General features: G+C 68.5%; 29 protein-coding genes and 1 riboswitch. Of the genes, 13 read left to right on the top strand and 16 right to left on the bottom strand.

Features of this window, described 5'->3' with window-relative positions; genetic code table 11:
* Positions 1-170: 170 nt before the first annotated feature.
* Positions 171-308, bottom strand: coding sequence for a hypothetical protein (locus ACFV1J_RS00310; RefSeq protein ID WP_385854939.1), 138 nt, complete (start codon positions 306-308; stop codon positions 171-173).
* Between ACFV1J_RS00310 and ACFV1J_RS00305 the strand changes: the two genes are divergently transcribed.
* A complete protein-coding gene (locus tag ACFV1J_RS00305) occupies positions 291-1,580 on the top strand; it encodes an ATP-binding protein (protein WP_385854938.1) in 1,290 nt (429 codons plus the stop codon). The two genes, ACFV1J_RS00310 and ACFV1J_RS00305, sit on opposite strands and share 18 nt — an antisense overlap.
* 109 nt (positions 1,581-1,689) lie before the next feature.
* Here ACFV1J_RS00305 and ACFV1J_RS00300 read toward each other — a convergent pair whose 3' ends face one another.
* Positions 1,690-2,370, bottom strand: coding sequence for a chitinase (locus ACFV1J_RS00300; RefSeq protein ID WP_385854937.1), 681 nt, complete (start codon positions 2,368-2,370; stop codon positions 1,690-1,692).
* 625 nt (positions 2,371-2,995) lie between these two features.
* Between ACFV1J_RS00300 and ACFV1J_RS00295 the strand changes: the two genes are divergently transcribed.
* Both ACFV1J_RS00295 and ACFV1J_RS00290 read left to right on the top strand, forming a co-directional pair.
* Entirely contained in the window at positions 2,996-3,697 is a 702-nt protein-coding gene (locus ACFV1J_RS00295; protein ID WP_385855411.1) for an aspartate/glutamate racemase family protein, read from the top strand.
* Between the two features lie 233 nt (positions 3,698-3,930).
* Complete coding sequence (locus ACFV1J_RS00290; protein WP_385854936.1) at positions 3,931-4,164, top strand: hypothetical protein; 234 nt, start codon at positions 3,931-3,933, stop codon at positions 4,162-4,164.
* Between the two features lie 236 nt (positions 4,165-4,400).
* Here ACFV1J_RS00290 and ACFV1J_RS00285 read toward each other — a convergent pair whose 3' ends face one another.
* Positions 4,401-4,631, bottom strand: coding sequence for a DUF6296 family protein (locus tag ACFV1J_RS00285; protein WP_385854935.1), 231 nt, complete (start codon positions 4,629-4,631; stop codon positions 4,401-4,403).
* Between the two features lie 396 nt (positions 4,632-5,027).
* Between ACFV1J_RS00285 and ACFV1J_RS00280 the strand changes: the two genes are divergently transcribed.
* From ACFV1J_RS00280 to ACFV1J_RS00265, 4 genes are all read left to right on the top strand, one after another.
* Entirely contained in the window at positions 5,028-5,405 is a 378-nt protein-coding gene (locus tag ACFV1J_RS00280; protein WP_385854934.1) for a VOC family protein, read from the top strand.
* Positions 5,406-5,796: 391 nt separating this feature from the next.
* A complete protein-coding gene (locus ACFV1J_RS00275) occupies positions 5,797-5,931 on the top strand; it encodes a hypothetical protein (protein WP_385854933.1) in 135 nt (44 codons plus the stop codon).
* 104 nt (positions 5,932-6,035) lie between these two features.
* Positions 6,036-6,884, top strand: a complete 849-nt coding sequence (locus ACFV1J_RS00270) for an alpha-ketoglutarate-dependent dioxygenase AlkB family protein (RefSeq protein WP_385854932.1) — start codon at positions 6,036-6,038, stop codon at positions 6,882-6,884.
* A gap of 178 nt (positions 6,885-7,062) precedes the next feature.
* Positions 7,063-7,305, top strand: coding sequence for a DUF2277 domain-containing protein (locus tag ACFV1J_RS00265; protein ID WP_385854931.1), 243 nt, complete (start codon positions 7,063-7,065; stop codon positions 7,303-7,305).
* 39 nt (positions 7,306-7,344) lie between these two features.
* Here the strand turns inward: ACFV1J_RS00265 and ACFV1J_RS00260 are convergent, their stop codons facing one another.
* The 12 genes from ACFV1J_RS00260 to ACFV1J_RS00205 all read right to left on the bottom strand — a co-directional run bounded on the left by ACFV1J_RS00260 (position 7,345) and on the right by ACFV1J_RS00205 (position 19,492).
* Positions 7,345-8,400, bottom strand: coding sequence for an endonuclease/exonuclease/phosphatase family protein (locus ACFV1J_RS00260; protein ID WP_385854930.1), 1,056 nt, complete (start codon positions 8,398-8,400; stop codon positions 7,345-7,347).
* A 69-nt stretch (positions 8,401-8,469) separates the two neighbouring features.
* Positions 8,470-9,087: a flavin reductase family protein gene (locus ACFV1J_RS00255; protein ID WP_385855410.1), complete on the bottom strand. Its 618-nt coding sequence runs from the start codon at positions 9,085-9,087 to the stop codon at positions 8,470-8,472.
* A 296-nt stretch (positions 9,088-9,383) separates the two neighbouring features.
* Positions 9,384-9,536, bottom strand: coding sequence for a hypothetical protein (locus tag ACFV1J_RS00250; protein WP_385855439.1), 153 nt, complete (start codon positions 9,534-9,536; stop codon positions 9,384-9,386).
* Complete coding sequence (locus ACFV1J_RS00245; protein ID WP_385854929.1) at positions 9,529-10,614, bottom strand: LLM class flavin-dependent oxidoreductase; 1,086 nt, start codon at positions 10,612-10,614, stop codon at positions 9,529-9,531. Before ACFV1J_RS00245 ends, ACFV1J_RS00250 begins: the two co-directional genes overlap by 8 nt.
* Positions 10,611-12,020 (bottom strand): NtaA/DmoA family FMN-dependent monooxygenase, encoded by a 1,410-nt coding sequence (locus ACFV1J_RS00240; RefSeq protein WP_385854928.1) that lies wholly within the window; start codon positions 12,018-12,020, stop codon positions 10,611-10,613. The genes ACFV1J_RS00245 and ACFV1J_RS00240 overlap by 4 nt, the downstream gene beginning before the upstream one ends.
* Before the next feature lie 20 nt (positions 12,021-12,040).
* A complete protein-coding gene (locus tag ACFV1J_RS00235) occupies positions 12,041-13,270 on the bottom strand; it encodes an LLM class flavin-dependent oxidoreductase (protein WP_385854927.1) in 1,230 nt (409 codons plus the stop codon).
* A 400-nt stretch (positions 13,271-13,670) separates the two neighbouring features.
* Entirely contained in the window at positions 13,671-14,408 is a 738-nt protein-coding gene (locus ACFV1J_RS00230; protein ID WP_385854926.1) for a GNAT family N-acetyltransferase, read from the bottom strand.
* A 129-nt stretch (positions 14,409-14,537) separates the two neighbouring features.
* Positions 14,538-15,563: an ABC transporter substrate-binding protein gene (locus ACFV1J_RS00225; RefSeq protein WP_385854925.1), complete on the bottom strand. Its 1,026-nt coding sequence runs from the start codon at positions 15,561-15,563 to the stop codon at positions 14,538-14,540.
* 54 nt (positions 15,564-15,617) lie between these two features.
* Positions 15,618-16,439 carry an amino acid ABC transporter ATP-binding protein gene (locus ACFV1J_RS00220; protein ID WP_385854924.1) on the bottom strand — a complete coding sequence of 274 codons (822 nt, stop codon included), beginning with the start codon at positions 16,437-16,439 and terminating at the stop codon, positions 15,618-15,620.
* Complete coding sequence (locus ACFV1J_RS00215) at positions 16,436-17,485, bottom strand: amino acid ABC transporter permease (RefSeq protein WP_385854923.1); 1,050 nt, start codon at positions 17,483-17,485, stop codon at positions 16,436-16,438. Before ACFV1J_RS00215 ends, ACFV1J_RS00220 begins: the two co-directional genes overlap by 4 nt.
* A 341-nt stretch (positions 17,486-17,826) precedes the next feature.
* Positions 17,827-17,934, bottom strand: a riboswitch (SAM riboswitch).
* 183 nt (positions 17,935-18,117) lie between these two features.
* Complete coding sequence (locus tag ACFV1J_RS00210) at positions 18,118-18,486, bottom strand: NUDIX domain-containing protein (RefSeq protein ID WP_385854922.1); 369 nt, start codon at positions 18,484-18,486, stop codon at positions 18,118-18,120.
* A gap of 115 nt (positions 18,487-18,601) precedes the next feature.
* A complete protein-coding gene (locus tag ACFV1J_RS00205; protein WP_385854921.1) occupies positions 18,602-19,492 on the bottom strand; it encodes a hypothetical protein in 891 nt (296 codons plus the stop codon).
* A gap of 208 nt (positions 19,493-19,700) precedes the next feature.
* Between ACFV1J_RS00205 and ACFV1J_RS00200 the strand changes: the two genes are divergently transcribed.
* The 6 genes from ACFV1J_RS00200 to ACFV1J_RS00175 all read left to right on the top strand — a co-directional run bounded on the left by ACFV1J_RS00200 (position 19,701) and on the right by ACFV1J_RS00175 (position 25,465).
* Positions 19,701-20,501, top strand: a complete 801-nt coding sequence (locus ACFV1J_RS00200; RefSeq protein ID WP_385854920.1) for a S1 family peptidase — start codon at positions 19,701-19,703, stop codon at positions 20,499-20,501.
* A gap of 119 nt (positions 20,502-20,620) precedes the next feature.
* Entirely contained in the window at positions 20,621-21,010 is a 390-nt protein-coding gene (locus ACFV1J_RS00195; RefSeq protein WP_385854919.1) for a transposase, read from the top strand.
* A 727-nt stretch (positions 21,011-21,737) separates the two neighbouring features.
* The gene (locus tag ACFV1J_RS00190) at positions 21,738-22,316 is read left to right on the top strand and encodes a hypothetical protein (protein WP_385854918.1); all 579 of its coding nucleotides are present in this window, start codon (positions 21,738-21,740) and stop codon (positions 22,314-22,316) included.
* Between the two features lie 179 nt (positions 22,317-22,495).
* Positions 22,496-23,488, top strand: a complete 993-nt coding sequence (locus tag ACFV1J_RS00185; RefSeq protein WP_385854917.1) for a glycosyl hydrolase family 18 protein — start codon at positions 22,496-22,498, stop codon at positions 23,486-23,488.
* A gap of 501 nt (positions 23,489-23,989) precedes the next feature.
* Positions 23,990-24,244: a hypothetical protein gene (locus ACFV1J_RS00180; protein WP_385854916.1), complete on the top strand. Its 255-nt coding sequence runs from the start codon at positions 23,990-23,992 to the stop codon at positions 24,242-24,244.
* A 207-nt stretch (positions 24,245-24,451) separates the two neighbouring features.
* Positions 24,452-25,465 (top strand): teichoic acid biosynthesis protein C, encoded by a 1,014-nt coding sequence (locus ACFV1J_RS00175; protein WP_385854915.1) that lies wholly within the window; start codon positions 24,452-24,454, stop codon positions 25,463-25,465.
* Between the two features lie 857 nt (positions 25,466-26,322).
* Here the strand turns inward: ACFV1J_RS00175 and ACFV1J_RS00170 are convergent.
* Complete coding sequence (locus ACFV1J_RS00170; RefSeq protein WP_385854914.1) at positions 26,323-26,616, bottom strand: DUF1330 domain-containing protein; 294 nt, start codon at positions 26,614-26,616, stop codon at positions 26,323-26,325.

The following is a 26,616-nucleotide window of genomic DNA, read 5'->3' as shown; positions in this document are numbered from 1 at the left end:
ATTCCGCCTCGGCGGGGGCCTCGGCAGGGCCTCGGCGCGGGCGCTGAAGCTCAGGAGCGCGGGCGTTTCTCGCTACATACGGACCGTAGTGGTTCGCTCCCCCGGTTGTGCACGGTGGAGCAGGCCCCACTCCCCCGGCCACCCCTAGCCTCACTGCCACCCCACCTACCTCACCACGACACCCACATCACCACGTCACCCACGTCACCCACGTCACCCACGTCACCCACGAACACCGACATCACCACCAACACCCACATCACCAGCACGACCAACGAGGGGCGGTACCGGTGAACTGGCTCATCCATGACTACCGCGAGAACGATCTCGCCGAAGTGGTCCACCTGATCGACTCCACGGCCGACCTCGGGCAGGAGTCCGTCTTCTCGCTCGCCGAGTGCATCAGCGCGCTGACCTCGCGGCAGCCCGCCGTGGTGGCCGTCCACCAGGGAGCGCCCATCGGGGCGGCCCTCGCGTGCGTGGCGGGTGAGCGGGGCTGGGTGATGCGGATCGCGATCTCGTCGGCCTGGCGCGGCCGGGGCCTGGCGAGCGCGCTGCTGGTGGAACTGGAACGGCGGCTGATCGCGGCCCGGGTGAGCCGTATCGCGTACGTCCTGCCGGAGGAGGACCTGCTCGGAGAGGGGTTGCTGAACGCCGGCTATACGCGCCAGCCCGCGGTGGCCTACTTCGAGAAGGTCGAACCGCACCACGGTCCGGCGGCCAACCTCCTGGAGGACCTCGGCGGACGCTTCCTGCCCGCCGACCTGTGGGCCAAGGTGGCGGGGATGGCGGCGGAGAAGGACCTGATCGAACGGCGGGTCGTGCTGCCGCTGGCGGAGCCCGAGCGGGCCGCCCGGCACGGGGTCCGGCCGCCCCGCGCGATCACCCTCTTCGGCCCGCCGGGGACCGGCAAGACCACCTTCGCCCGAGCCATCGCCGCCCGCCTCGGCTGGCCGTTCGTCGAGCTGTTGCCGTCCCGGCTGGCCGACGAGGGCAATCTCGCGGCGGCACTGCGCAGCGCGTTCGCCCGGATCGCGGATCTGGAGCGGGTGCTCGTCTTCATCGACGAGGTGGAGGAGATCGCTCCGGTACGCCATGAGCCGGCCCAGCCGGGCGGGCTGCACGGTGTGACCAATGAGCTGCTCAAGCTGATACCGGGCTTCCGCGAGCGGGACGAACGGCTGCTGGTGTGCGCGACCAACTCGATCCGCTCGCTCGACCCGGCGTTCCTGCGCCCGGGCCGGTTCGACTACCTGATCCCGATCGGTACGCCGGACCCCGCGGCCCGTTCGGCGATCTGGTCCCGGTACACCGACGGGCGGGCCGACGTGGACATCGCGGCGCTCGTCGCGGCCAGCGAGCTGTTCACCCCGGCCGACATCGAACACGCCGCGCGGGTGGCCGCGCAGGCGTCGTTCGAGCGCGATCTGGAGTCGGTCGGCGCGGGGGCGTCCGGGCATGGCCGCTTCGGGGCGAGCACCGAGGACTACCTCGCCGCCATCGCCCAGTGCCGGCCGACCGTCACCCCCGCGATGATCGACGAGTTCGGCGCGGACATCACGGCCCACGCACGCTGCTGACGGGCGGGCCGGGGTCGAACGCCCCGGCCCGGCGGGGTCGGGTGCTCCGGCCCGCCCGGGTCAGGTGCAGCACTCAGCACTCAGCACTCAGCACTCAGCACTCAGCACCTCAACAGCTCAGATTGTCGCCAGGTGTGGTGCCCAGGATCCGCACAAAGTTCGTGTAGTTGTCGATCCGGCTCCGTACCTGGCCGGGGTTGCCCCCGTTGCATTCGAGGGAACCGTTGATGCTGCGGATGGTCTCCCCGAAACCGGCGCCGCTGACCATGGCCTGATGCGGCGTCATGGTGCCTGGGCCGTTCTGGGTGTTCCAGTACCAGAGCGCCGTCTTCCAGGCGACGGCGGGGTCCTGCTCCACCAGATAGGGATTGTTCAGCAGATCGATCCCCAACGCGTCGCCCGCGGCCTTGTAGTTGAAGTTCCAGCTGAGCTGGAGCGGCCCGCGGCCGTAGTAGGCGGCCTGCCCGGCCGGGCATCCGTACGGCTGACTGGCGTCGCAGTAGTGGGGGTAGTTCGCGGTGTTCTGCTCCACCAAGTAGACGAGCCCACCGGTCTCATGGCCGACGTTCGCGAGGAACGCCGCGGCCTCCTGGCGCCGCACGGTGTCGCTCCCGGTGTTCGCGAACTCCGGGTAGGCGCTGAGCGCCGCGGTCAGTCCGCTGTACGTGTAGAACGGGTTCCGGTTCGGGAACATCTCGTTGAACTGCGCCTCGCTGACCACGAATTCCTCGGCTCGGACGTCGGCCCGCGCATCGGCTCGTGCCCCCGGCTCGTGCACCGGCTCGCGCATCAGCCTGGGACCCGGCCGGAGCGGCGGTACAGGAGGAGCAACCCGCCGCGGCCGCCGCAGGTCCCGTCGGCACGACGAGGGCGACACCGACGGCCAGTGTGGCGGCGCTCAGCACCGCGGCCATACGTGTTCTCATGGCGAAACTCCTTCACACGGCCGCCAGATGCCGCGGGCCCAGGAGAAGGACGGAGCGGGGCCGAGGCGGGACGGGGCGGCCGGAGGGGGTGGGGGGGGTGAGGGGTGAGGGGTGGGAGAGCGTGGGGAGAGAGTGGGGGAGACAGGCATCGCGCGCACGCACATGTAGAGACGAACCCAGGTCTAGACCAACCAAGGCTCAACGGAAGGCTAACCAGGCCAAGTTGGCCATGTCCAGACCAATGCGCGAGACCGAGTCGCCGAGCCCACATATGCGAGACCGAGTGCGCGAGACCGCATGTGCGACTCATCCGCGCAAGACCACTGCGCGATTCACCCACCCGCCGGAGAGCCGGAAAGCACCTCCCACAGAGCACCTCCCACAGAAGACCCCAGAGCCAGAGCCCCCCATTGCACCCCCGGGAGATCACCTCGCCACCCCGCACGCCTGTGCCCCCGTGACCCCCTGTGCCACAGTGACCCCATGGAAATGCGAACAATCGGGCTGCTCGGCGGGATGAGCTGGGAGTCCACGGCGGAGTACTACCGGCTGCTCAACGAGCTCACCCGCGAGCGTCTGGGCGGCCTGCATTCGTCCAAGTGCGTGCTCTACTCCGTGGACTTCGCCGAGATCGAACGGCTGCAGGTCGAAGGCCGTTGGGAAGAGGCCGCCGAGATACTCGCCGACGCGGCCAAGGCGCTGGCGGCGGCCGGCGCGGACATGCTGCTGATCTGCACCAACACCATGCACAAGGTCGCCGATCAGGTGGCCGCCGCGACCTCCGTCCCGCTCCTGCACCTCGCCGACACCACGGCGGAGGCCGTCCGTGCCCACGGACTACGCCGCATCGGACTGCTGGGCACCGCCTTCACCATGGAGCAGGACTTCTACCGCGGCCGCCTCGCACGCCACGGGCTCGACGTCCTCGTCCCGAACGCAGCCGGCCGCAGCACCGTCCACAAGGTGATCTACGACGAGCTGTGCCTCGGCATCGTCCGCGAGGAGTCCCGGGCGGCCTTCAAGGCAGTCATCGACGATCTGGTGGCGGCCGGCGCCGAAGGCATCGTGTTGGGCTGTACCGAGATCGAGTTGCTCATCGGCGCCGAGCACAGCCCGGTCCCTGTCTTCCCCACCACCCGACTGCATGCCGAAGCAGCCGTCGACCGCGCGCTCGCCCCCCTGGCCACATAGCCGAACCGACACCGAGCGCACCGAAGTACGGCCATGGCGTGGTGAGCACAGCAGGAAGCGCGACAGGAAACACGACAGGAGGCACGACGGGAAACAGAGCAGGCAGACAGAGCCAACCCGTCGGCGTCTCCCGCCCCCCACCCCCAACACGCACGACCACCCGTCAACTACCCTTTCTGCACGGATTCTTGGGTGCCCCCGAGGTTTGAAGTGGCGACAGGTACTCTGACGTGGTGTCGCGTACCGAGCTAGAACGACTGGCCAGAATCCGGATGCAGGTCACCGGAGAAACGCTCGAACGCGCCATGGCCGTACTCCAAGGACAGACCACCGACCCGGCCCCCGAAGACCCCGAGGTCAGCCACGCCCCGCCCGAGGACAACGCGGACGACGACGCCGAGCCCGCCGACCTCCCGGACGAAGACGAGACCCCACCACGGCGACGGCCGCATCTACGCGGCCTCTAGCCGAATCGCCGACCGCTCCGTCGACCTGCCTGGGACCTGGATCCTGGGAACTGGCACCTTCCTTCCCTCCCCTGCATGACGCAACACAGCCCTGGGATCTCCCCTCCCACGCCTTTCGCGACACGTCCCTGGGCCTCATCTCCCACCCCTTACGCGTCACGCTCGCCCGCTTACCGAGAGTGCACGAAGAGGGCTGGCGCGAGACGCACTCCTGGGTACGAGCGGGCGTAAGCCACTCAGCGACCGAGCGGCCGCGCGAGGAGCGGTGTACGGGGTGCCTGATGTCCGCCGCTGGCCAGCATGCGCACCTCACCCCGGTCACTGATCTCCGCGCGTACGATCCCCGATTCGTCCTCGTAGACCGGATAGCCGCCCGCTCCGGCCCGCTCGGTGCGGCGGACGACCACCACGTCGTCCTCTACGGCGGGGGCTTGAAACACCAGCTCATAGCGTTCCGGGTAATCCATGGCGGCCTCCCGATACGGCTTGGCCCTTCCATCGTCACTCAGGCCCGCCGGGCGCGCCTCAGGAAACGGTGCTGCGTCACCACGGGAACGGCCCGGTGCCGTCACGGATTGTTGGCGCCCCGCTCCCGTGCGCTGTCACAGGAGCGGGGCGGGTCCGAGAAGCGCCAGCAGCTCGGATAGTTACGGATCCCACCGTACGGGCCACCACTGACAATCGCGGTCGGGAAGAGAGCATGATGTGCCGCGCATACGACGCCCGACAGCAACTGGCCGCCGAAAATCGCCGCAGCGCGGTATGAGGGCATCACCCGATCAGGGGAGTTCCCTGCGGTCAACCACAGGCCGCGGCAGAGCCGAGGAAACTCCCGACCAACCCGAGAAAGGGAGTAGCGGAAGGTGACGAGGAAACCTCGCTTCTCGCTCGCGACGATCGTCCTGGACTGCCCGGACGCCCATCAGCTGGCCGGCTTCTACGGACGACTGCTGGGCTGGGGCGTAACCGCCAGCGAACCGGACTGGGTACTGCTCAGATGCCCGGACGGCGGCACCGGTTTGTCCTTCCAGTCCGAACCGGGCTACCGGCCACCGGTGTGGCCCGAACTCCCCGACGAACAGCAGAAGATCCTTCATCTCGATATTCGCGTCGACGATCTCGACGAGGCCGAGCGGTATGCGGTCGCCCACGGCGCGGTACGAGCCGAGCACCAGCCCCAGGACGATGTACGGGTGCTGTACGACCCGGCAGGCCACCCCTTCTGCCTCTTCCTCAACTGACCCCTCCTACCTGACATCCACCCGACCCCTACCGACCCCGACCTGACCTCTACTCCCCAGCTCCCCAACTCCCCCTCTCCCCTCCCCCGGCCCTCCCCTCCTCCGAGATCACGTGAGCTCCATGCCCGGACGCGGAGCGTGTGGGAATGGACACATGCAGCCAGCACCCGCCGCGTTCGGGGCGACCGGTCGTCACTGGTCAGCGAGTTGAGGCGGCAGCGGCGCCGGCGGCGGCAGGCGTCGGATCACGCCACGGGGGCCGGAGCACGTCGCCGACGGGGCGGCGTTGTCAGTGTCTGCCCCTAGCATTGCTCATATGTCCCCAACTCCTTCTGCCCATATGGGCGCGCCTGTCCCTGCCTCCGAGGCGAACGAATCGATTCGGCGGTTCGTGCGCGCTCGGCACGGCCTGACCTGGACGGCGCAGGACATGACGGAGTACGCGGCGCTGCTGGAGGTCTGGATGCTGGCGGTACGGTCGGAGGATGCGGAGGACGCGGACGTCGTGGTGGCGGAGGCGGCGTAAGCGCTCAGCGCGCATCAGGCCCACGATGATCCAGCCAATAAGGGGGCACAAACAGGCGGGAACAGCGCAGGAACACAGGTAGGAACAGAGGCAGGCGGACACACATGAGCACGCCACTCCCCGGCTTCGAAAGCTTCGACGTCCTCGCGGGAAGGCCGCAAGCCGCCGGAAGGCCACGAGCCGCCGACGAGCCACAAGCCACCGGAGAGCCACGAGCCGCGGGTAGCGAGCCGGCCCCCGGAGGCCGGGCCGACAGCAACACGACGAGCACGCGCACCCGCCGGGAGATCGCCCCCGGCGCCGTACACGTCCCCGGCTGGCTGTCCCTGGCGCAGCAGCAGGCTCTGGTCGTCGCCTGCCGGGACTGGGCGCGCGGTCCCGTGCCGATCCGGCACACCAGGCTCCCGAACGGCGGCGTGATGTCCGTCCGGACCGTGTGCCTGGGCTGGCACTGGCAGCCGTACGCGTACACCCGTACCGCCGACGACGTGAACGGCGCCCGGGTCGCCGAACTCCCCGCCTGGCTGGTCGAGTTGGGCCGCAAGGCCGTAGCCGAGGCGTACCAGGACGGGGCTCCCACCCCGGCCACGGACACGTACCGGCCCCACGCCTACGCACCCCACGCCTACACACCCGACACCGCACTGATCAACTTCTACGACGACCAGGCGAAGATGGGCATGCACCAGGACAAGGACGAGCGCTCGGACGCGCCCGTGGTGTCCCTCAGCATCGGCGACCGCTGTGTCTTCCGCTTCGGCAACACCGAGACGCGCACCAAGCCGTACACCGACATCGAGCTGGCCTCCGGCGACCTCTTCGTCTTCGGTGGGCCGTCCCGCCTCGCGTACCACGGCGTCCCGAAGGTACGACCGGGCACCGGCGACCCCGCCACCGGCCTGGCCGGCGGCCGCCTCAACATCACCCTGCGCATGACGGGCCTCAAGGGTTAGCACTTGAGGGGTAGGAGCGGAAGGTGGGGCCGGCCCCCCAGGGGCACTGACTCTGGGGAAATGAATCCGGCGAGATGACTCCGGGGACACGACTCCGGGGAGGTGACCCTCGGAAGATGCCCCTCGGAAGATCCCCCCGGAAGATGACTCCGTCACCAGATGCCCGCACACTGAACTCATGTGCCGCAGCATCAAGACGCTCCGCCCGCCCCTCACCCCTGAGGTCACCGACGAGGACATCAGGGCCGCGGCCCTGCAGTACGTCCGCAAGATCTCCGGCTTCCGCGCCCCGGCCGCCCACAACCGTGAGGTGTTCGACCAGGCCGTGGACGCGGTGGCGGCAGCGACCCAGGAGCTGCTCGACGGCCTGCAGATCCGCGGCTCCGCCACCCGCCGGGCCACGTTGCCCACCCACCACTGACACCGGCCGGGCCGACCCCCGGAGACCGACCGGCCGGGCTCATCGGCCGTACTCCACCACCGCCTGTACCGGTAGGTGATCGCTCGGAAACTGGCCGTGTGCGGAATAGGTATTGATCGTCGTGCGCCGCGTCCGTACGCCCGGCGACGTCAGGATCCAGTCGATCCGGTCCCCGTCCGGCACCAGCGGCCGGTATCCGTGGAAGGTGCCGTACTGCGCGCTCCGCTCCTCGGCGGTGTCCCAACTGTCGACGAGCGACCCGCCGTGCAGCATCGCGTCGTACACGGGATTTCCGTGCGCCGCCACATTGAAGTCGCCGGTGACGATCCGGGGCAGTGCGGGGTCCAGGCCGTCCAGCCTTTCGCTGATCAGCGCTGCGGACCGCTCCCGCGCATATTGATGCGCATGATCCAGATGCGTATTGAGTGCATAGAACTCGCTGCCCGTACGCAGATCCCGGAAACGCACCCAGGTCACCATCCGGATGACCGTATTCCCCCAGGTCGCCGACCCGATCAGATAGGGCGTGTCGGACAGCCAGAAATGGTCGTACTCAAGCGGAGCGAGCCGGCCCACCCGGTAGAAAATGGCCGCGAATTCATCCTTGCTGCCACCACCACGCCCGGTGCCCAGCCAGGCGTAGCGCGGCCCCAGGTCCTCCGCGATGTCGCGGAGCTGACCGTAGAGCCCCTCCTGGGTGCCGAGCAGATGCGGGCCCTCCCGGCGCAGGAGGGCTCGCATCACGGGGCGGCGTTCGGCCCAGGAGTGCGGCGGGGTGTCCGAGGCGTAGCGCAGGTTGAACGTCATCACGTGCAGCGCCGGGCCGCGGTCGGCGGCGTACGCGGTCCCCGACCCGTACGCCGCCGTCGTCACCACCGGCCCGGCGACCGCCGCAGCCGCCACCGCCCGCACTACGGCCCGCCGCCCGAACCGGGACCGGCCCGCCCCGCAAGCGACCGCATCCGTCAGCTCACGCCCGTTCGTCACATCAGCCACGCCGCTTAACTCACCAACGACAGTCACGTGAGTCACCCCAGCCACCTCAGTCGCCCCAGTCAGCTCCGTTAGCTCGGTCAGCTCCGTCGCCTCGGTCATCCCTCACAGATTCTCGAAGACTGGGATGAGCGGGAAGTGCCCCGCAGGGGAACGCGGCCGGAATCAGCCTCAGCGGTCGCTGGCCGGCCCCTGCCAGTCCGCGTGCCGAATACGGGAGAGCTCCCGCACGTCACCGACCGTCCCCCACTCGTCCCGGCCCAGCCGCGTCAACGGCTTCAGCCGGGAAATCTCAGGGTGCCCGTCGACCAGCACGTCCTGCGAGACGACCGCATGCACCACCCGCCCGAAAACGATGACGGAATCCCCGATCCCCATCGTCGAGTGCACCTCGCACTCCAGCGCCACCGGCGAGGCCGCCACCCGCAGCGGCTTGACCCGCAGACTCGGCTCCGACTCGACCCCGGCCGCCTCGAATTCACTCACACCATGCGGGAAGTCGGTCGCCGTGTCATTGATCTGCTGAAAAAGCTCCTCCGAGGCGAAATTCACCACGAATTGCCCGGTCGCCTCGATGTTGCGGAGAGTGTCCTTACGCCCGACCGAACTGAACTGCACAACGGGCGGCGCGACGCTCGCAATGTTGAAGAAGGAGTGCGGGGCGAGGTTATGAACCCCGTCCGCCGACATCGTCGACACCCAGGCGATGGGCCGCGGCACCACGGTGGCGGTCAGCAGCCGGTAGAAGTCATTGCGGGACATGACGGCGGGATCAAAGTCAGTACGCATGCGGATCAGTATCCAGGTGGCCGCCGCGCACCGTACAGCGGATCCGCGGCACCACCCAGCCCCTGAGTTCGCCGCGACCTGCATGAGCTGTTCGTACGCAACGCCCGTGAGTATCGTGCCTCCGCCTGAATCAGACGTCACCGACGTTCCCGCCATGCCCGGTGACGCAGGGAAAGCCCGCCTCGTGGGCCCCATCGACTCCGTCACCGCAGGCCACACCCCCGACGACGAGCCCGCCGGGTCCGACGAGGGTGCCGCTCGGGAGCGCTTTGGAAGGACAACCCGTGCTCGTCGTCCTAGGTGTATTGACCTGGAGCGTTGTTCACACGGCTGATGGGTGGCTTGCCGCCGAGTGCGGTGTGGCTGCGGTGGTGGTTGTAGGTGTGGAGGAAGCCTGTCAGGGCTTGGGTGCGTTCGGTGTCGAGGACGCCGAGGGGGATGTCAGGCATGGGCGGGCTCCTCCTCGGTGACGGGCAGGACCGGTCCCCAGGCGAAGGGCGGGTCCGGGATGTCGCGGCGCAGTACCGGGGCGACGTCGGACTGGAAGAGCTGGAGCGAGGCGCGGTGCTGGGCATCCGTCAACCCGTTCGCGTCCGCGTGCAGATGGAGCACCGTGTGCCCGAACTGCTCGTGGTAGCGGTGCACCTTGTCGATGATCTGCTGCGGGCTGCCGATCAGGGCGGAGCTGCGCTCAACGAAGTCCTCCACGGTCTCGAAGACCACCGGCAGGCCGAACTGCTTCTGGAACGCCAGCGTCGACTCGAAGATCGGCCGGTACACCTCGATCGCTTCCTGGGAGGTACGGGTCACGAGGAGCCCGGCCGTGCCGGCACCGACCGCGATCTTCGCCGGGTCGTGGCCGTAGAATTCCCAGCGCTCGCGGTAGTACCTGATCAACTCGCTGTACGGCTCGATGGGGTTGGTGACGTTCGCCGAGAACAGCGGGTCGCCGTAGCGGGCGGCCAGATCCACCGACTCCTTGCTGGTGGCGCTGCCGTGCCAGACCCGGACGGGCCGCTGGTAGGGCCGCGGCCACACCTCGGCGTCCGTCAGCGGAGGGCGGAAGCGGGTCGCCGCGGTCACCTTGTCCTGCCGCCAGATCTGCCGGAACACCTCATAGCTCTCGGCGTTGCGCTCCCACTGGTCCTCGGGAGTGACATGGAACAGCTCGCGCTGGGCGGCGCCGTTGCCCTTGCCGATGATCAGCTCCAGTCGTCCCTCGGAGAGATGGTCGAGGGTGGCGTAGTCCTCGTAGGCGCGCACCGGGTCCAGAAGGCTGAGCGTGGTCACGGCGGTGAACAGCCGGATGCGTCGGGTCAGTGCCGCGATGTGGCTGAGGACGACGGTCGGCGAGGAGGAGAGGAAAGGCCGCTCGTGCCGCTCCCCCACGCCGAAGCCGTCGAAGCCGAGTTCCTCGGCGAGCAGGGCGTTGTCGAGGACCTCACGGAAGCGGTCATGGGTCGGCTTCTGCACCCCGGTGATCGGGTCCGGCCGGTGCACGATCAGGGTGATGGCGAGGAACCTCACGACGCTGCCCGTTCGTCGCGGCCGTCGTCGCTGGGGGTCCCCCCGCTCGAGCGGAGCCGAGAGTGGGGGAGGTCCAGGCCGAGGTGGTCGCGCAGGGTCGGGCCCTCGTACTCCGTGCGGAACACGCCCTGTTCCTGCAGGAGCGGAACAACCTTGTCGGCGAACTCGTCGAGGCCGGTCGGGGTGATGTGCGGGACGAGGATGAAGCCGTCACTTGCGTCGGCCTGCACGAACTCGTTGATGGTGCGGGCGATCGTCTTGGCCGAGCCGATGAAGTTCTGCCGGTTTCCTGTCTCAATGACCAGGTCGCGGATCGACCAGTTGTTCGCGGCGGCCAGCTCGCGCCACTCGCGGGCGGTGGCCAGCGGGTCGCGGTACATGCGGACCTGGGCGCGGCCCTGGGAGATATGCCGGTCGCTGACGTCCGGGTCGATGTCGGGGAGCGGCCCGTCCGGGTCGTAGGAGGACAGGTCCCGGTTCCAGACGAACTCCAGGTGCTTGAGGGCGGTGGCGCCGCTGACCTGCTGGCGGCGCACCAGCTTGGCCAGTTCCTCCGCCTCGGCGTCGGTGTCGGCGAGGGTGAAGGTGGCGGCGGGCAGGATCAGCAGCTGGTCGTGGTGGCGGCCGTACTTGGCGAGGCGGTTCTTGACGTCGGTGTAGAAGGCCTGGCCCGCTTCGAGGGTGGCGTGCCGGCTGAAGATCGCGTCGGCTTCGGAGGCGGCGAACTCGCGGCCCTCCTCGGAGTCGCCGGCCTGGAAGATCACCGGGCGGCCCTGCGGGGAGCGCGGCACGTTGAACTGCCCGTGGATGTCGAAGTGTTGCCCGGTGTGGACGAAGGCGCCGGCCTTGGCGTCCCGCAGGAAGGTGCCGGTCTCCTGGTCGGCGAGGATCTCGTCGCCGTGCCAGGAGTCGAAGAGCTCGTTCGCCGTGGCAAGGAACTCCTTGGCGCGGGAGTAGCGCTCCTCCTGCGGCAGGAAGCCGCCGCGGCGGAAGTTCTCGCCGGTGAAGGCGTCCCAGGAGGTGACGACGTTCCAGGCGGAGCGGCCGCCGGAGAGGTGGTCGAGGCTGGCGAACTGGCGGGCGACCTCGTAGGGCTCGTTGAAGGTGGAGTTGATGGTGCCGGTCAGGCCGAGGTGCTCGGTGACGGCGGCGAGCGCGGCGAGCACGGTGAAGGTGTCGGGGCGGCCGACGACGTCCAGGTCGTAGATCTGCCCGCCCTGTTCGCGCAGCCGGAGTCCCTCGGCGAGGAACAGGAAGTCGAACTTGGCGCGTTCGGCGGTCCGCGCGAAGTGGACGAAGGAGCTGAACTCGATGTGGCTGCCGGCCTTCGGGTCACTCCACACGGTGGTGTTGTTGACGCCCGGGAAGTGGGCGGCCAGATGGATCTGCTTCAAAGGCTTGGTCATCGGTCGGGGATCCTTCCGGCTCAGGCAGCGGCGTAGCGGTTGGCGGGGCGGGCCAGGCCCAGCAGGTCGCGCAGAGTGTCTGCCTCGTAGGCGCGGCGGAAGGCGCCCCGGCGCTGCAGTTCGGGGACCAGCCCCCGGGTGATCGCCGGGAGGTCGTGGCCGGCGACGGCGGGACGCAGCCGGAAACCGGTCAGCCCGGCGCTGTGCAACTCCTGGAGCAGATCGGCGAGTTCGGAGGGCGTGCCGGTGAAGATGTGGGCATCACTCGTGTACGGCCGTCCCGCGAGCGCGTCGAGCCGTTCCCGGCGGGCGGTCGCGGCGGCCGGGTCGTCGTCGAGGAAGACGACCAGGTCGCCGAAGACATGGAGGGGTTCGGTGGCTCGCCCCACGGCGTTCTGCTCGGCGCGGATCCGGGCGACGATGGCGCGGGCCTCGTCGGCGTCGTGCGGGGTGACGTACCCGATGTCGGCGGCGCGGGCCACCAGCCGGTACGGGATGGTGTCGTGGGCGAGGGCGCTGACGATCGGCTGGCCCTGCGGCGGGCGGGGCGTGATGCTGGGGCCTCTGACGCTGAAGTGCCTGCCCTCGAAGTCGATGTAGTGCAGCTTGTCGCGGTCGATGAAGCGGCCGGTGACCGCGTCCCGGATCTCGGCGTCGTCCTCCCAGCTGTCCCACAGGCGGCGCACCACCTCCACGTAGTCGGCGGCCTCGTCGAAGAGGTCGGCCACCAGCTCCCGGGTGTCCGGGTGGTCGTAGGCCTCGATGCGCGGGACGGTGCGGCGGCCGAAGTGCGCGGCCTCGTTCGGGCGGGCGGTGATCTGCACGCGCAGGCCGGCGCGGCCGGCGCTGACGTAGTCGAGGGTGGCGATCGCCTTGGAGATGTGGAACGGCTCCGTGTGCGTGGAGACCACCGTGGGCACCAGACCTATGTGCCGGGTCAACGGTGCGATGCGGGAGGCGATGAGGACGGCGTCGAGGCGGCCGCGGACCTGGTCGGTGCGCTCGTCCGGGTCCAGGAAGTGCGAGGACTGAGGGCCGAGGCCGTCCTCGATGGTCACGAAATCGAGCAGACCGCGCTCGGCCTCGGCGACCAGATCGGCCCAGTAGCCGGCGGTGAACAGGTCCCGCGGCCGGGCCACCGGCTCACGCCAGGCGGCAGGGTGCCAGCCCGCGCCGTCAAGCGCGACGGCCAGGTGCAGCGGGGCGGATGAAGGGGGCGAAGCAGGCAGCGAAGAGGATGACGAGGACACGGTGGGGCGCCTTCCTTATGGGACGTACGTACCGGGAGTGGGCTCATCTCGTCGCGATCGTCGTGATGGTCGCGATCATCGTGAGGGTTGTGAGGGTCACGAAACGCGACGGATCGGTTGTGGGAGCAGCGGACGGGCCGCGGCGAACGCCCCGTCGTGAGCCGTCCTCATGCGCGGTCCAGGCGATGCCCTGAAGGAGGTGGCCGTGAAGCCGGCGGGGCCCGGGACGGTGATCACCGTGACTCCGGCTGCGTGGCGCCGCAGGGTGCGGCGGAGTATGTCGTCGGCAGCAACGGCGGTGGAGGACCAGGCAGGGCGGTTGGCGGAGGTGACCATGTCGGTTCCCTTCGGCGTCTGGGCGTGGTCGGACACGGCGTCGTCGGGCACGGCGGCCGCCTGTTCAAGGTGTCGGTGCCGACTGGCGGCCCGGGGTGCGCACCAGCAGGAAGTCCGTACGGCGGCGCAGGGTGAAGCCGATCGACTCGTAGAGGCGGATGGCTGTGGTGTTGCTTGCGAGGGTGTGGAGGAAGGGGGTCTCACCGCGTTCCCGGATCCCGGCCGCCACCGCCCGGACCAGTCGCGTGGCCAGGCCCTGCCCACGGCGTGCCGGATGGGTGCAGACGGCGCTGATCTCCGTCCAGCCCGGCGGACGCACGCGTTCCCCGGCCATGGCGATGAGCCGTCCGTGGTGCCGGATGCCGAGGTAGGTGCCGAGTTCGACGGTGCGGGGCAGGAAGGGACCCGGCTTGGTCAGAGCGATCAGGTCCAGGATCTCGGGGACGTCATCGAGCCCGAGCCGTACCGCTTCGGGGGCGGATTCGGCGCGCAGCCCGGTGTCGACCAGTTGGACGCCCTGCCCTCTCTCCACGATCTCCCATCCGTCGGGGACGGCCCGCGCTCCCGTGACGGCGGTGACCGTGTCCGGGCCGACCAGCGCGGTCAGGTCGTCCCAGGCCCCCGGGTCGGCCGGGTCAGCGAGGGCGGTGAAGGGGCACACGTCCAGGGGGTAGCGGGCAGCGCGGCCGCGGCGCTCGGCGAACCGGGCGTGCGGGCCGGTCAGCGCGGCCCAGACAGCGCTGTCCAGGACGTGCGGTTCGGCCGGGCTCTGCGCGGGGGAAGGCGAGACACTGGTGGACATAGTGGTGAGAAGGCTCCGTGGGATCCGTGTCATCGGTGGCGGACATGGCGGGCCGGGGTGCCCGGGACTCCGACGTGACGCCGGAGTCCCGGGGCGGTCCCGGGCGGCAGACGCCCGTGCGAGCGTTGATCAGGAGTTGTCGAGCGGCAGGCCGGGCGGGTTGACCTGGGAGGTCTTGACGGCCTCGTTGGAGAGGTTCCAGGCGTCCAGCCACTTGGCGTACTGGCCGTGCTTGATCAGGTAGTTGATGGCCTCGGCGAGCGGCTTGGCCAGCCCGCTGTCCTTCTTCGACGTCGCGGCGATCAGACCCTGGAGTTTCGCGCCCGCGCCGGAGAACTTGCCAGCGCTACGGGTCGCGTTGGGGGTATTCGCCGTGTGGGTGGTGTGGTAAGCGATGCTGGGGTTGGGGCCGAAGTGGGCATCTATCTTCCCGCTGTTCAGCGCCAGGTAGACACTGTTGTTGTCCGGGTAGTACTTGACGGTGAGGTCCTTGCCCTCCTTCTTCAGCTTCGCCTTCCACTCCAGCAGGACCTTCTCCTGGTTGGTGCCCCGGCTCACCGAGACCGTCTTGCCGGCCAGGTTCTTGTAGTCGCCGTCGAAGTTCCAGGTGCTCTTCTTGGGCACCTCGAACCCCAGGTTGTCCTGCCGGTAGGTGGCGAACTCGTACTTCTTCTTGCGCTCCTCGGTGTCGGTGACGTTGGAGAAGGCCGCGTCGACCTTGCCGCTGTCGATGCCGACGAACAGGTTCTCCCAGGTCGAGTTCTTCAGCTCGGGCTTGAGGCCGAGGACCGCGGCCACCAGTCGGCCGAAGTCGGGCTCGGATCCGGTGAGCGTCTTCTGGTCGTCGCCGACGAAGTTCAGCGGCACGGAGCCGGTGGGCAGGGCGCCGACACCGATGACCAGCTTGCCCTTCTTGGCGATCGACTTGGGCAGCTTTGCGCTGATGGACTTGACCTCGGAGACCTTGAGGTCGGTCTCCTTGGCGGCCCCGTTGGAAAGGGCGCCCACGGTGACCGTCCCGGACGGCTTGCTGTCAGACGTGCCGGCCGCTTCGCTGTTGCCCCCGCAGGCGGCGAGGCCGGTGGCGAGGGTGGCGACGGCGGTGCCTGCGGTGAGGCTGCGGAGGAGTCTGCTGCGAAGGCTGGCGGTGTGCATGGCTGTCCTTGGTTCGGTGAGTGAGGGTGGTGGCGTGTTGCTTGTTCGGCGGGGTCAGAGCACCTTGCTCAGGAAGTCCCTGGTCCGCTCGTGTTTCGGGTGGTCCAGCACCTCGGTGGGCGGGCCCTGTTCGACGATCCGACCCTCGTCGAGGAAGACGACCTGGTCGGCGACCTCACGGGCGAATCCGATCTCGTGGGTGACGATGATGAGGGTGGTGCCGCTGGTGGCCAGGTCCTTGATGACGGCCAGCACCTCGCCGACCAGTTCGGGATCAAGCGCGGAGGTGGGTTCGTCGAAGAGGATGACCCCCGGCCGCAGGGCGAGCGCGCGGGCGATGGCCACCCGCTGCTGCTGGCCGCCGGACAGTTGCCGCGGATAGGCGCCGACCTTGTCGGCCAGGCCCACCCGGCCGAGCAGCTCGCGGGCCAGCTCCTGGGCCTGGGGCTTGGTCAGCTTCCCGGTGGCAACGGGAGCGGCTGCCACGTTGTCAAGCGCGGTCAGATGCGGGAAGAGGTTGAAGTTCTGGAAGACGAAGCCGATCCGGCCGCGCTGGCCCAGGATGACCCGCTCGCTCAGCTCCTTGAGCCTCTCACCGTGCCGGCGTACGCCGATCGGCTCGCCGTTCACGCTGACGTAACCGACCTCGGGCTTCTCCAGATGGTTGATCACCCTCAGCAGGGTGGACTTGCCGGACCCGGACGGCCCCAGAATCACGGTGACCTCGCCCGGCCGCACGGTCAACTCGACGCCGTCCAGCACCCGGTGGGCGCCGTACCACTTGTGCACGTCGTGCACCTCGACGGCAGCCGGTCGTATCTCGGTGGCGTCGGTGGTCTCAGTCAGCTCGGTGCTACCAGCAGTCTCGGTGGTCATACCGCCGCCTCCCTCCGGGCTCGGGCCCGCAGATCACGCAGACTCGTCCGCAACTTCTGCAACGGCGTCGGCGGAAGGGTGCGCGTTGCGCCCCGGGAGAAGTACCGCTCGACGTAGAACTGGACGACGGAGACCGCACTCGTGAGGATCAGGTACCAGACGGTGGCGACCAGTAGCAGCGGGACGATGTCACCCGGGTAGGTGCTGCCCATGCTCTGCGCGGATCCGAACAGATCGAGCAAGGACACGTAGAAGACGAGCGAGGTGCTCTTGATGAGATTGATCAGCAGATTGACGTAGTTCGGGGTGATGGAGCGCAGTGCCTGCGGAAAGACGATCTTCGTGAACTGGTGGCTCTTCGGCAGGCCGAGTGCCGATGCCGCCTCGTGCTGCCCCTGGTCGACCGCGAGGATGCCGCTCCGCACCACCTCGGACGCGTACGCCGCCTCGTTCAGGCTGAGTCCGACGACCGCAACGACGATGTCGGTGGCGAGCCGGGACTCGTCGAAGCTGAAGAAGGCGGGCCCGAACGGAACCCCCAGGCTCAGCGTCTTGTACAGCGCGCTGAAGTTGTAGAGGAACAGCAGCACCACGATCAGCGGGACCGAACGGAACAGCCATGTGTAGGTCCAGCTGACCGCCCGCAGTACCGGGCTCCGGGACAGCCTGCCCAGGGCGACCAGGATGCCGCCGAGCAGACCCAACACGGCACTGTACGCCGTCACTTCGAGGGTGATGAGCAGACCGTCGAGGATCGTCGGGCGCAGGAACCAGTACTGGAACCGGTCCCACTGATAGAAGGGGTTGGTCACCAGTCCGTGGGCGATCTGGGCGACCAGCACCAGCACGATCGCCGTGGCGATCCAGCGGCCCGGTCTGCGCAACGGCAGCACGCGCTGGGCCGCCAGTGGCCGCGGTGCGGTGTCGTCGCCCGGCCGTTCGGCCTCGGCGGGGCGTGCGGTACGAGGCGCGGAGGAGAGTTCGGGGGTCTCCTCGGCAGGAGGCGCTGAGGCGGGGGATACCGCAGCGCCAGGAGATTGACTCATGGAGGGCTCCAGCGAATTCGGACACCCCGGGCCACGGATGCGGCAACGACACCGCAGAGTCGGCAGGACTCTGCGTGACGATGCGCACGGGGCATGCGGAACGGGGGCTGGGCAGGAAGGGCGCACACCACGACAGCGGTGGCGTCACAGATTCAGAAGACCGTCAGCCTCGGCAAAAGGCACAGCAGGTGCCTGTGCCGGTACCGGTACACAGCGCGCTGTTGACGCGGAGTAGATCGACCGAACGGTTCGCGCACAGCAACAGGCAGCCGCGGCGCCGCCATGCGGCCGTCCCGAAAGCTGCGTACATTCCGTCACCGTCACTGTTCCGGCCCCTGAGGGCCTCGCGCTTACCGAAAGTCTCCGGCCCGGTCGTCACCTGGGGCACCCCACCGCGGCGCGAGGGTTGCCGGTCAGCAAGCCAGGGCTTGTCGCTGACACTCATGACCGATCTGCGGCGTAAGTTAGACAGACCTCGGACATGGTTGTCAAAGCCTGCCCGACCTGTGGGACGACAAAACAGGTCGGGGTGAACCTGGCGAGCTGCCGAGGAGTCCCGGTGTGGACCGGAATCGCTGCCGATTCGCGCCTCCGGTGTGGCGGATCTCCCTCAGAAATGCGCATCCACGCAGTCACAGCCCCGCCGTGGCAATACGACATGGCGTAATACTCCGGCAACACACCTGGTCGGCAAACGCGGTTACGGTCCCTGCCATGCCTTCCACCCAACGCCGCCGCCCACAGCAGGGAGTCGACCCGACGAGTGTCAGCCCCTGCGGCCCGAAGCTCAGATCCCGGGCCTCGAAGAGGTGCACACGCGCCGCCGAGTCGAGCGAGATGACGTACGAGCCGGGCCTCAGCCACGACTCGGCCGTGATGCCGGCCTCCGCACGCAGCTCGCGGCGCGCGCACTCCTCGTCGGTCTCACCGGACTCCTTGCGGCCGCCGGACAGAGGCAGCCCGCCGGACAGCGCGCCGCGCGACAGGCCCGCGCCGCCCACGCCCCGCCCCGCCCCGCCCCGCCCGCCAACCCGTCACCTGGGACCAGCACCCTCACACGCCGGGGCCGAGTAGTCGTCACGACCGGTCAACCGCGCAGGCCATGACGGACAGAGTTCAGTCGTTCCAGGTCCAGCGGATGCCGAACCGGGCCGGGCCGGTGTTCAGGGCAAGGGCGTGGGCGCACCCGGTGCTGTCCAGGCGAATCCGGCGGCTGGTGGCCGGGCCGCCGTCCGCGGGTTCGTTGAACTCCTCGCAGAGGGCCGGCAGCGCGGTGGGGTGGAAGGCCGCCTCCAGGAGGTACTCGCGGGTGATCATCCGCAGGGTGCGGCCGCAACTGCCTTGGGTCGCGGGCTGCTGTGGCACCAGGTTGACCAGCTCATACTCCATGATCAATGTTTCACCGCAGTGCAGTGGACGGTCGAAGAGCAATTCGGCGGCGAGCATCCCGGCCGTCTCGTCCTTCACCGTGCGGCCCAAGCGGCAGTTGCGCAGCGCGCGGAGTCGGGGAACGCCGGAGCCGGGTTCGTCCTCGTAGAACAGGGTTACCCATCGGTCGGGGCCGTCCCGGTCCGCGCGCAGGATCTGCCGGTTCCACGCCCGGAGTTGAGTGCGGCCGGGCCCGTACTCGTAGCGGTCGTGCTGACTGATCCGGATCAGGTACGGATCTGAGTCGACGTCCAGCCCGGACAACAGGGCGGCTACCCGGTCCGCGTGGGGTTTGAGCGCACCGATCGGCAGCATCCGCGCCTCCCGGCGGCCCCGGCCTCGGGGTCTGGGCTTTCCCAGCAGTCCGCTCAGCCCACCGGATGGAATGCCGAGGATGTCCTCAAGGTGCGGCAGCGCGGCCAGCGATCCGGGCCGTTCCGGCCGGGTGCGGCCTGACTGCCAGGAACTGAGGGTGGCAACGCTGACGGGTGTGCCACGCTGCCGCAGCCGGTGCTGGATACGGTCCAGTGCCAGCCCGCATGCGCTGACCGCGGCCCGTAGTGCGTCCGCGAAGGGCATTGGCTCACCAGGCCCTGGCAGTAAGGGGGTTGGCGCCATGGTGGGTAACCAACCCTTCCGCCACCACGTTGTCAATGGCCGGCCTCGCAACCCTCAAACCGAGAATTCCCGCGCTTCCTCGCCATGCGGACACTCACTACCGTTGACGCGGTGGCAGCCACTGATCCGGAGAGAACTTCCACGCTCCCCATCGCTTTGGAGGCGAGGCATGAGATTCCGTACCCGGATATGGGCTGCCCTGGTGGCACTCGGGCTGGCCCTGGCCATCACCGCGCCCGCGGCCGCCAAGACTGGGCCCCGCGCCGCCCAGCCGTCGGTCATCGGCGGCTCGGAGGCGAGCACCGAGGAATTCCCCTGGATGGTGGCGGTCTCCTACGCGCCCTCGGTCAACAACCAGTATTCCGGGATGTTCTGCGGCGGCACGCTGGTCGCCCCGCGCAAAGTGGTCACCGCCGCGCACTGCGCCAAGGGCCTGAAGGCAGCCGAGTTGAAGGTGGTCACCGGCCGCACCGATCTGAAAGACCACACCAGCGGCAAGGTCCTGGACGTCGGTTCCGTATGGATCCACCCCAAGTTCTATGACGTCTGGAACGGCAATGACGTCGCCGTCCTCACCCTCACCGAGGCGGCCGACGCCCCGCCCCTGCCCCTCGGTACGCCGGACGACGACCTGTACCGGCCCGGCGCACCCGGAACCATCCTGGGCTGGGGCCTGACCGGCGACAACGTCCCCCGCATCACCCATTTGCGGAAGGGTGCTGTGGCGGTGTCCAAGGACAGCTTCTGCGATGTCGAATACCCCGACTTCGACCCGGAGATGATGGTGTGTGCCGGGTCGGACACCACCCGGCAGTGCAAGGGTGACAGTGGTGGGCCACTGGTCGTCCACGGGAAACTGGCCGGAATAGTGTCGTTCGGCCGCGAGCCTTGTATACCGGTGGAACTGCCCGGGGTCCTCGTCCGTGTCGCCACCTACGCGAGCGACATCCAGCAGCAGATCGACAACTGACCATCGATGGCCTGGCCGCCCCGTCAGCCAGCGGGGCGGCCAGGCCGGCCTTCCATCAGAAGCCGTATCCCTGGCTGCGCGGCCGGGGCGGGCAGCCGGAAGGGTACTGCCACCGGGCGATGCTGGACGCGCTCCACTACCTGGCGGACAACGGCATCAAGTGGCGGGCGATGCCGGTGGATTTCCCGCCGTGGGACCGGGTGTATGCGTTCTTCCGCCACTGGCGCGACCACGGCCTGGTCAAGGCAGTTCCACGACCGGCTGCGCGGACAGCGAAGCACGGACCGATTACTGGCTGTCCCACCTGCCTGCGGGCACACCGATCGCTCACCTGGTCCGTCTGGCAACGTGACCTCGGCGGGCGATGCCGTTGCTGCCCAGCGGACTCCGCCTGGAGTGCGGCGGCTGGTCCGTCTCTTGGAACGCAGGTGCTGCCCAGCCGACGAAGGCGGCCGTGCGACTGGCCGGGCGCGTGGTCTCCGACGGTGAGCGCGGCGAACATGCCATGAAGTGCGGGGCGATCAGTCAACGCATCACAGGGAGCTCGGCCTGCGCCGCGTGCCATTGTTGTAGGAGATCGCCGGTGCCGCTAAGGCCCGGCCACGGCTGCGAAGGCCCCCTCAAAACCCGAAGCTACGACGAAGTGACCGCTTGCTCGCACCCTCCTCGCCGGTCGATCCCACCCCACGGTCACGGCGGAGCGGTCACCGATGCCAACGGCCTCGCAAAGGCAACCTGCCCCTCCCTCCACCGCCTCAGAACCTCAGATGGAAGCCATCGGTTATCCGTGCCTTAAGCGGCGTGTAATGAAGCCTTAGAGACCCAACTTTGGTACGGACCAATAAGGTTACCGACAGTAACCTGTTGTACAACAGTACGGCGGGTCTCCGGCAGCCAACCCGTGTCACCATGACCGATCCGCCCAGAGGACTCGCATGCCGATAAGGCACGGACGACACAGAATCCCGTAGCCGGAGCCGCCCGGCCAACTCCTGGCGGCCGCGGCCACGTACAGACGCACAGTGACCGCGAGGATCAACGATCGCGGCCCGTGAACAGGTTCGGCACACCGCCGTATCGACCTGTCCACCTGTGCCGTCACCGCCCTCGGGGAGCACCTTGTGGTGGCCCCCCGAATGTTTCAGCGCGTGCTCCGGCTTCTGGGTGCCCTGCTCGGCCGCCCACCGAAGCGGTCCGCTCGCTGACGTCCACTTCCCATCAGAGAAGAAAGACACCATGCGCTCACACCTGAAGTTATCAGTCGCCGTCACGGTGGCGACGCTCGCCACAGCCCTCGCTGCCCCTGTTGCCTCGGCACACACCGCCTCCGTCGCCTTCCAGCGTTCGGGCAACCACGAAATGCGGCCGTCGGACAGCCAGAACATCAACGTCCACGTGACGTCCTACGGCTACAACGACAACGACGACGGCAACGGCCAATACGGCACCGCGCAGATCGCCTATCCCCAGATACACAACGAGGCGACCGAAGACCTCGGCACCTACGACCATCCCGCCACCTTCGCCACCGACCCCGGCGAATTCGCTCCCGGCACGCGCATCTACGTCCCGTACCTCCAGAAGTACTTCATCATGGAGGACGGCTGTGCGGCGTGCAGTTCGGACTGGAGCAACGGCGTGTACCACGTCGACCTGTGGATGGGCCCCGCCAGCACGCAGCCGGAGCCCGCCCTCGGCAACTGCGAAGGTTCGGTCACCCAGGACTCCGGCATCATCGTCAACCCTGACCCCGGCCTGCCGGTCGACACCACCCCGATGTTCTCCGACGGACAGTGCACGGTCGTCCATCACTGAGCCCTCCATGAGCGGCCCGGTTCCGTCGACGTTCGGTCGCCGCGGGCAGCCGGCGAACGCACCTGCCCTCGCATCCGCACACCAGGTCAGGCACACCGTGCCGGAGCACGCCCCCCCAGGCCCAAGCCTGCCCGTGGACGGCGGTCCCCCCCTTCGATTCCCAATCCGACAAGGCAACCATGAACACTCGCATCCCCAGAACCGCTCTCGCCGCGCTTCTGCCACTCACCGCCACCGCCATGCTGGTCGCGAACGGACAGCCGGCCAACGCCGCGGCGGCAACGTCGACATGGCCCGCACACTTCGCGGCCCCCTACCTCCAGATCGGCCCCGGCACAGCCGGTGACATGGCCGACGACATGGCCGCCACCGGTCTGAAGCACTACACGCTGGCATTCCTCATCCCCCAGGATGGCTGCACGGCAAAATGGGAATTCAACGGTGACCCCGTCGGCGCGTTCGGTTCGGAGATCAACGCGCTCAAGGCCAACGGCGGAGACGTCATCATCTCCTTCGGCGGAGCCGCCGGCGGCGAACTCGCCCAGACCTGCACCTCCGTGTCCGACCTGACCGCCGCCTACGCCAACATCGTCAACACCTACGGCGTCACCCGGCTCGACTTCGACATCGAAGGCGCGACCCTCGACGACACCGCCGCCAACACCCGCCGCAACCAGGCGCTCGCCGCGCTTCAGGCACAAAACCCCTCGGTCCAGGTGAACTACACGCTCGCGGTCGCCCCCGACGGCCTGCCCTCCGCACAGACCGGACTCCTCCAAGACGCCAAGGACACCGGGGTCAACGTCAGCACCGTCAACCTCATGACCATGGACTTCGGCGACGGGCACAACCCGCTCGCCGACGCCGAATCGGCCGCACAGGCAACCGCCCAGCAACTCGCCACTCTCTACGGCGTTTCCCACTCGCAGGCGTACCAGATGATGGGGCTGACGCCGATCGCCGGCAAGAACGACGACGACGAAATCTTCTCCCAGTCCGACGCGGCCGCGCTGGAGAACTTCGCCGCCTCCAACGGAATCCAGGAACTGTCCTTCTGGGAAGTCGACGGCTACGACAAGCCCACCGGCTACGCATACTCCAACACCTTCAACCAGATCAGCACCACCCAGGCGCCCAACGTGAGCGCACGGAAACCACGCACAGCACACTGACACCGCCTCGGCAAGGAGGAGAAGGTCTTCCGAGACCACCTGAGCCGGCGCGATGCGCCGGCTCAGGTGGTCGGCGGTGCGTCCCTGCTGAGGTCAGATGATGAAAGGGCCCGACGGCATTGTTGTCGGGCCCTTGCTCTGTGCCTTGACCCGCTCGGTGTGCGCGATGCCGACGTCAGCGAGCAGGCTGGGGCCCCGGCCTTGGTCCTCGTCGCGGATCGGGCATGCGGCGCTCTACCTCGTCGAGCACGAATTCATCCGCTCCTCCGTCCCGTCGCTCCGCTGCTCGCCGCGGACGCGCTCAACGCGTGGAACCGGACCCTGGAGACCTCGGTCGCCTGAACCTGCTCCACCCCGAGCCATCGGCACGCATACGCCGCGCCCTCCCCACCATGCCCAAAACCCCGCCCTTCGCGAAGCCACCCACTGCCCGCGCAATACCCCGAAAGAGCGACCCGCGCTGTTCGAGTATCCGCAGACGCTCACAGCCTCGAAGCCGGCGTGGACCGACAGCTCGAAGAAGCCCAGGACACCCGGACTCGCCTGCGGTGGGGCCCGTTCGCCCGCGTCTACCGCGAGAACGACACCTCGGCATTCAAGGAGCACAAGGTCATCCAGCCCGACGGCTCCATCGACCGGATCGTCCTGCGCCCCGACTTCCGTCAGCTCCTAGCTGATCTCAGAATCCCGCATTGCGCTTGGGCCGCGAGCTGCGGCGGCATGATGCGAGGCGCTCTCCTTGAGGAGCGCTCATGATCCCTCGCCTCATGCGGCACGGCTCCGTCGCCGTGGCCGTGGCCGTGACTGCTGCGTAGCTCTGCCAGCCGCCATTCCCCTGGCTCCCGCCCCGCGCTGCGCACAGCCTCACGTCGAGCGAAGCGGCGTACCGCGCGCGTCCCCCTTCCGGCCGTCAATGGAGCGCTGCGCGGGAGAAAACCAAGCACCCTGAAGAAGGTGATTTCCATGGCCAAGACCCGACTCCCACGGTGGTCAGGCCGCAGGGAGATCCTTGGCCTCGCCGGTATGACGGCCCTGGCCATGGCCCTGCCGGCCTGGAAAGCGCACGCGCCGACGAGGGCGCCGGCAAAGCCCTCCGGCCTGGCGGCTCCCGGAAAGGCGTGGCTCATCGACCGACCATTGCATCAGACCACGGTGCTGCAGTCCTTCGCCTTCGACGAACGCAACGGGCACCTTTTCGCTCTCCAGGTCATGCAGGGCGGCATCCGCCTGCAGGACGAAGACCGCGCATACTCCCATGGGGAACGGGCTCGACGGGGTGACCTGTGCCTGAACCGGCTCGCAATGAACGGCACCGTCACCGGCTATATGTTCCTCAAAGGATTTGGGCACGGCGGTGCTCTGGGGGTCGAAGCGGGAGAACACGGCAGCATCCTGTGGACGGAATGGGATGCGAACCCGGCGTCCGGCTACGGACGAGGCCTCTGCCGCTTCCCTTTTACGCACGGCCGGGTCCTCACCCGGAACAGCGCTGAACTCGCCACCTATCGCCCGATTCCCGGGTCCACCAGCAACTGCGCCACCCTGGATCCGGGCCGGCGCAGACTTCTGCTGCGTTACAAGGTGCATGGAGAGCCGCGTTTCGCGCTGTATGAGACCGATCAATTCGCAAGTGGTGCATTTCATCCACTCGCCGACTTCGCCCAACCCCATACGGAGCTGGGTCTGCCCTTCCAGGGAATGGCGTTGGACGGCAACTCGGTCTACCAACTCCTTGGTAGCGGATACGGTCGCGGCAATCCGCCGTCCTCTTCCGGCAATACCCGGCTGTCCCGCATCAACTGGCGCACCGGCACGGTGACGCGCGACGTTCTCGAGCGAACCGCACCGGCACTTTCCTGGCGGGAGCCGGAGGGCTTGGCCGTACGACGAGGTGATGGCAGGGGGCTGTACGTGGGCTTCGCGCATGGCCCGCGGGGCAGGCGCAAGTTCTCCCTGTACGCGAAAGAGCTCAGGTGAGCGAACAGGCCGTACGTCGTCTGCGATACGGCCACGTGCCACGACCCGTGTGGCGCCGGCGTTCACCGGATCGGACGAATCAGTGCCCCGTTCGGTCGCTCTCAGCATGCCCAGAGCGATGATGTCGCGGTTCTCTGGGGGGAGAACCAGGAGGGCCAGATGCGGTACCTCTCCAGCAGACCCCGGCCCGCGGCCTACCGCGGGGCTCGGGGCCCTTGTGCTGGTTGCCGCCCTGGTGGGCCTCCTGCACGCCGGGTTCACGTGCGGGCCAACTCATCTATCCGCCCTCGATCTGGGCGGCTGATCACAGCACCGTGCCGTCGTCACGCCCGCGCAGGCCGGCGGTGTCGAGCGGGCTGCGGCGCACGATGAGGCAGGGCCTCATGATCACGGGGACGCCGACGCCGCACCGTCCTGTGAGGCATCCGTCTACACACCGCGCCAGCTCTCCGGCCCGTCGGGCGCCACAGTGACGGTCGACGGCGCTCCCGCTACAGCGGCCAGATCGGTGGGGTGCGGCGCCGATCCGCGTCATGCGCTCGGATCCACCACAGCGCATACACCTTCCCGTTCGGCTGTCCTGCACTGCTCAGGGGCCCCGGTCGCACCACGTCGCACGGCTGACCTGCAGAGCACCAGCGTCGTTGTGGCCATCGAATCTTCTCTCCTCCACAGCACCGCCGGAGCTTCGTCATACCCTTGGGCGTATAGGAGTTGGCCGGCCCTGCTGACGAGCCGCACACCCCTACATCCGGCATCCCGTCCCGAACAGGGTGTTCGCGACGGTGCGGCGCGCTGACGAGCCGGGGTGATCCCCGCAGTTGGCATCGTGTTCCTCCCTGACGCGGCATCGGTCGTCAGTCGAGGCCTTCGATGATGCGGAAGTCGCGCTCAACGCAGTCAGCAAGTACGGCCAGCGCCTCCTGGTAGGCCGCACTCGCGCGTGCGGCGACCGCCTGTTCGAAGCTGTCGAACTCGATCAGGATGGTGCGCTCGGCGATTCCGGCGTCGTGTGCGACGACCCGGCTGCCGCGGGAGAGCAGCCGCCCGCCCGCGGCCTTGACGGCTGGACCGGCCAGCTTGTCGTAGGCGGCAAGCCTCTCAGGGTCTGCGATGGTGCGGTAGACGCTGACCCAGTAGCCCTTGGCCAC

This window comes from Streptomyces sp. NPDC059649 (genome assembly GCF_042734445.1).
Lineage (GTDB): Bacteria > Actinomycetota > Actinomycetes > Streptomycetales > Streptomycetaceae > Streptomyces.
Note: the sequence above shows the minus strand (reverse complement) of the source record. Positions and strands in the feature narration are given on the sequence as shown.

Excerpts from the sequence above, each read along its gene's own strand:
- ACFV1J_RS00310 (WP_385854939.1), bottom strand. The coding sequence starts at position 308 with ATGGATGAGCCAGTTCACCGGTACCGCCCCTCGTTGGTCGTGCTGGTG.
- ACFV1J_RS00300 (WP_385854937.1), bottom strand. The coding sequence starts at position 2,370 with ATGCGCGAGCCGGTGCACGAGCCGGGGGCACGAGCCGATGCGCGGGCC.
- ACFV1J_RS00295 (WP_385855411.1), top strand. The coding sequence starts at position 2,996 with ATGCGAACAATCGGGCTGCTCGGCGGGATGAGCTGGGAGTCCACGGCG.
- ACFV1J_RS00285 (WP_385854935.1), bottom strand. The coding sequence starts at position 4,631 with ATGGATTACCCGGAACGCTATGAGCTGGTGTTTCAAGCCCCCGCCGTA.
- ACFV1J_RS00270 (WP_385854932.1), top strand. The coding sequence starts at position 6,036 with ATGAGCACGCCACTCCCCGGCTTCGAAAGCTTCGACGTCCTCGCGGGA.
- ACFV1J_RS00265 (WP_385854931.1), top strand. The coding sequence starts at position 7,063 with ATGTGCCGCAGCATCAAGACGCTCCGCCCGCCCCTCACCCCTGAGGTC.
- ACFV1J_RS00260 (WP_385854930.1), bottom strand. The coding sequence starts at position 8,400 with ATGACCGAGGCGACGGAGCTGACCGAGCTAACGGAGCTGACTGGGGCG.
- ACFV1J_RS00255 (WP_385855410.1), bottom strand. The coding sequence starts at position 9,087 with ATGCGTACTGACTTTGATCCCGCCGTCATGTCCCGCAATGACTTCTAC.
- ACFV1J_RS00250 (WP_385855439.1), bottom strand. The coding sequence starts at position 9,536 with ATGCCTGACATCCCCCTCGGCGTCCTCGACACCGAACGCACCCAAGCC.
- ACFV1J_RS00240 (WP_385854928.1), bottom strand. The coding sequence starts at position 12,020 with ATGACCAAGCCTTTGAAGCAGATCCATCTGGCCGCCCACTTCCCGGGC.
- ACFV1J_RS00230 (WP_385854926.1), bottom strand. The coding sequence starts at position 14,408 with ATGTCCACCAGTGTCTCGCCTTCCCCCGCGCAGAGCCCGGCCGAACCG.
- ACFV1J_RS00225 (WP_385854925.1), bottom strand. The coding sequence starts at position 15,563 with ATGCACACCGCCAGCCTTCGCAGCAGACTCCTCCGCAGCCTCACCGCA.
- ACFV1J_RS00220 (WP_385854924.1), bottom strand. The coding sequence starts at position 16,439 with ATGACCACCGAGACTGCTGGTAGCACCGAGCTGACTGAGACCACCGAC.
- ACFV1J_RS00215 (WP_385854923.1), bottom strand. The coding sequence starts at position 17,485 with ATGAGTCAATCTCCTGGCGCTGCGGTATCCCCCGCCTCAGCGCCTCCT.
- ACFV1J_RS00205 (WP_385854921.1), bottom strand. The coding sequence starts at position 19,492 with ATGCCCTTCGCGGACGCACTACGGGCCGCGGTCAGCGCATGCGGGCTG.
- ACFV1J_RS00200 (WP_385854920.1), top strand. The coding sequence starts at position 19,701 with ATGAGATTCCGTACCCGGATATGGGCTGCCCTGGTGGCACTCGGGCTG.
- ACFV1J_RS00195 (WP_385854919.1), top strand. The coding sequence starts at position 20,621 with ATGCTGGACGCGCTCCACTACCTGGCGGACAACGGCATCAAGTGGCGG.
- ACFV1J_RS00190 (WP_385854918.1), top strand. The coding sequence starts at position 21,738 with ATGCGCTCACACCTGAAGTTATCAGTCGCCGTCACGGTGGCGACGCTC.
- ACFV1J_RS00185 (WP_385854917.1), top strand. The coding sequence starts at position 22,496 with ATGAACACTCGCATCCCCAGAACCGCTCTCGCCGCGCTTCTGCCACTC.
- ACFV1J_RS00175 (WP_385854915.1), top strand. The coding sequence starts at position 24,452 with ATGGCCAAGACCCGACTCCCACGGTGGTCAGGCCGCAGGGAGATCCTT.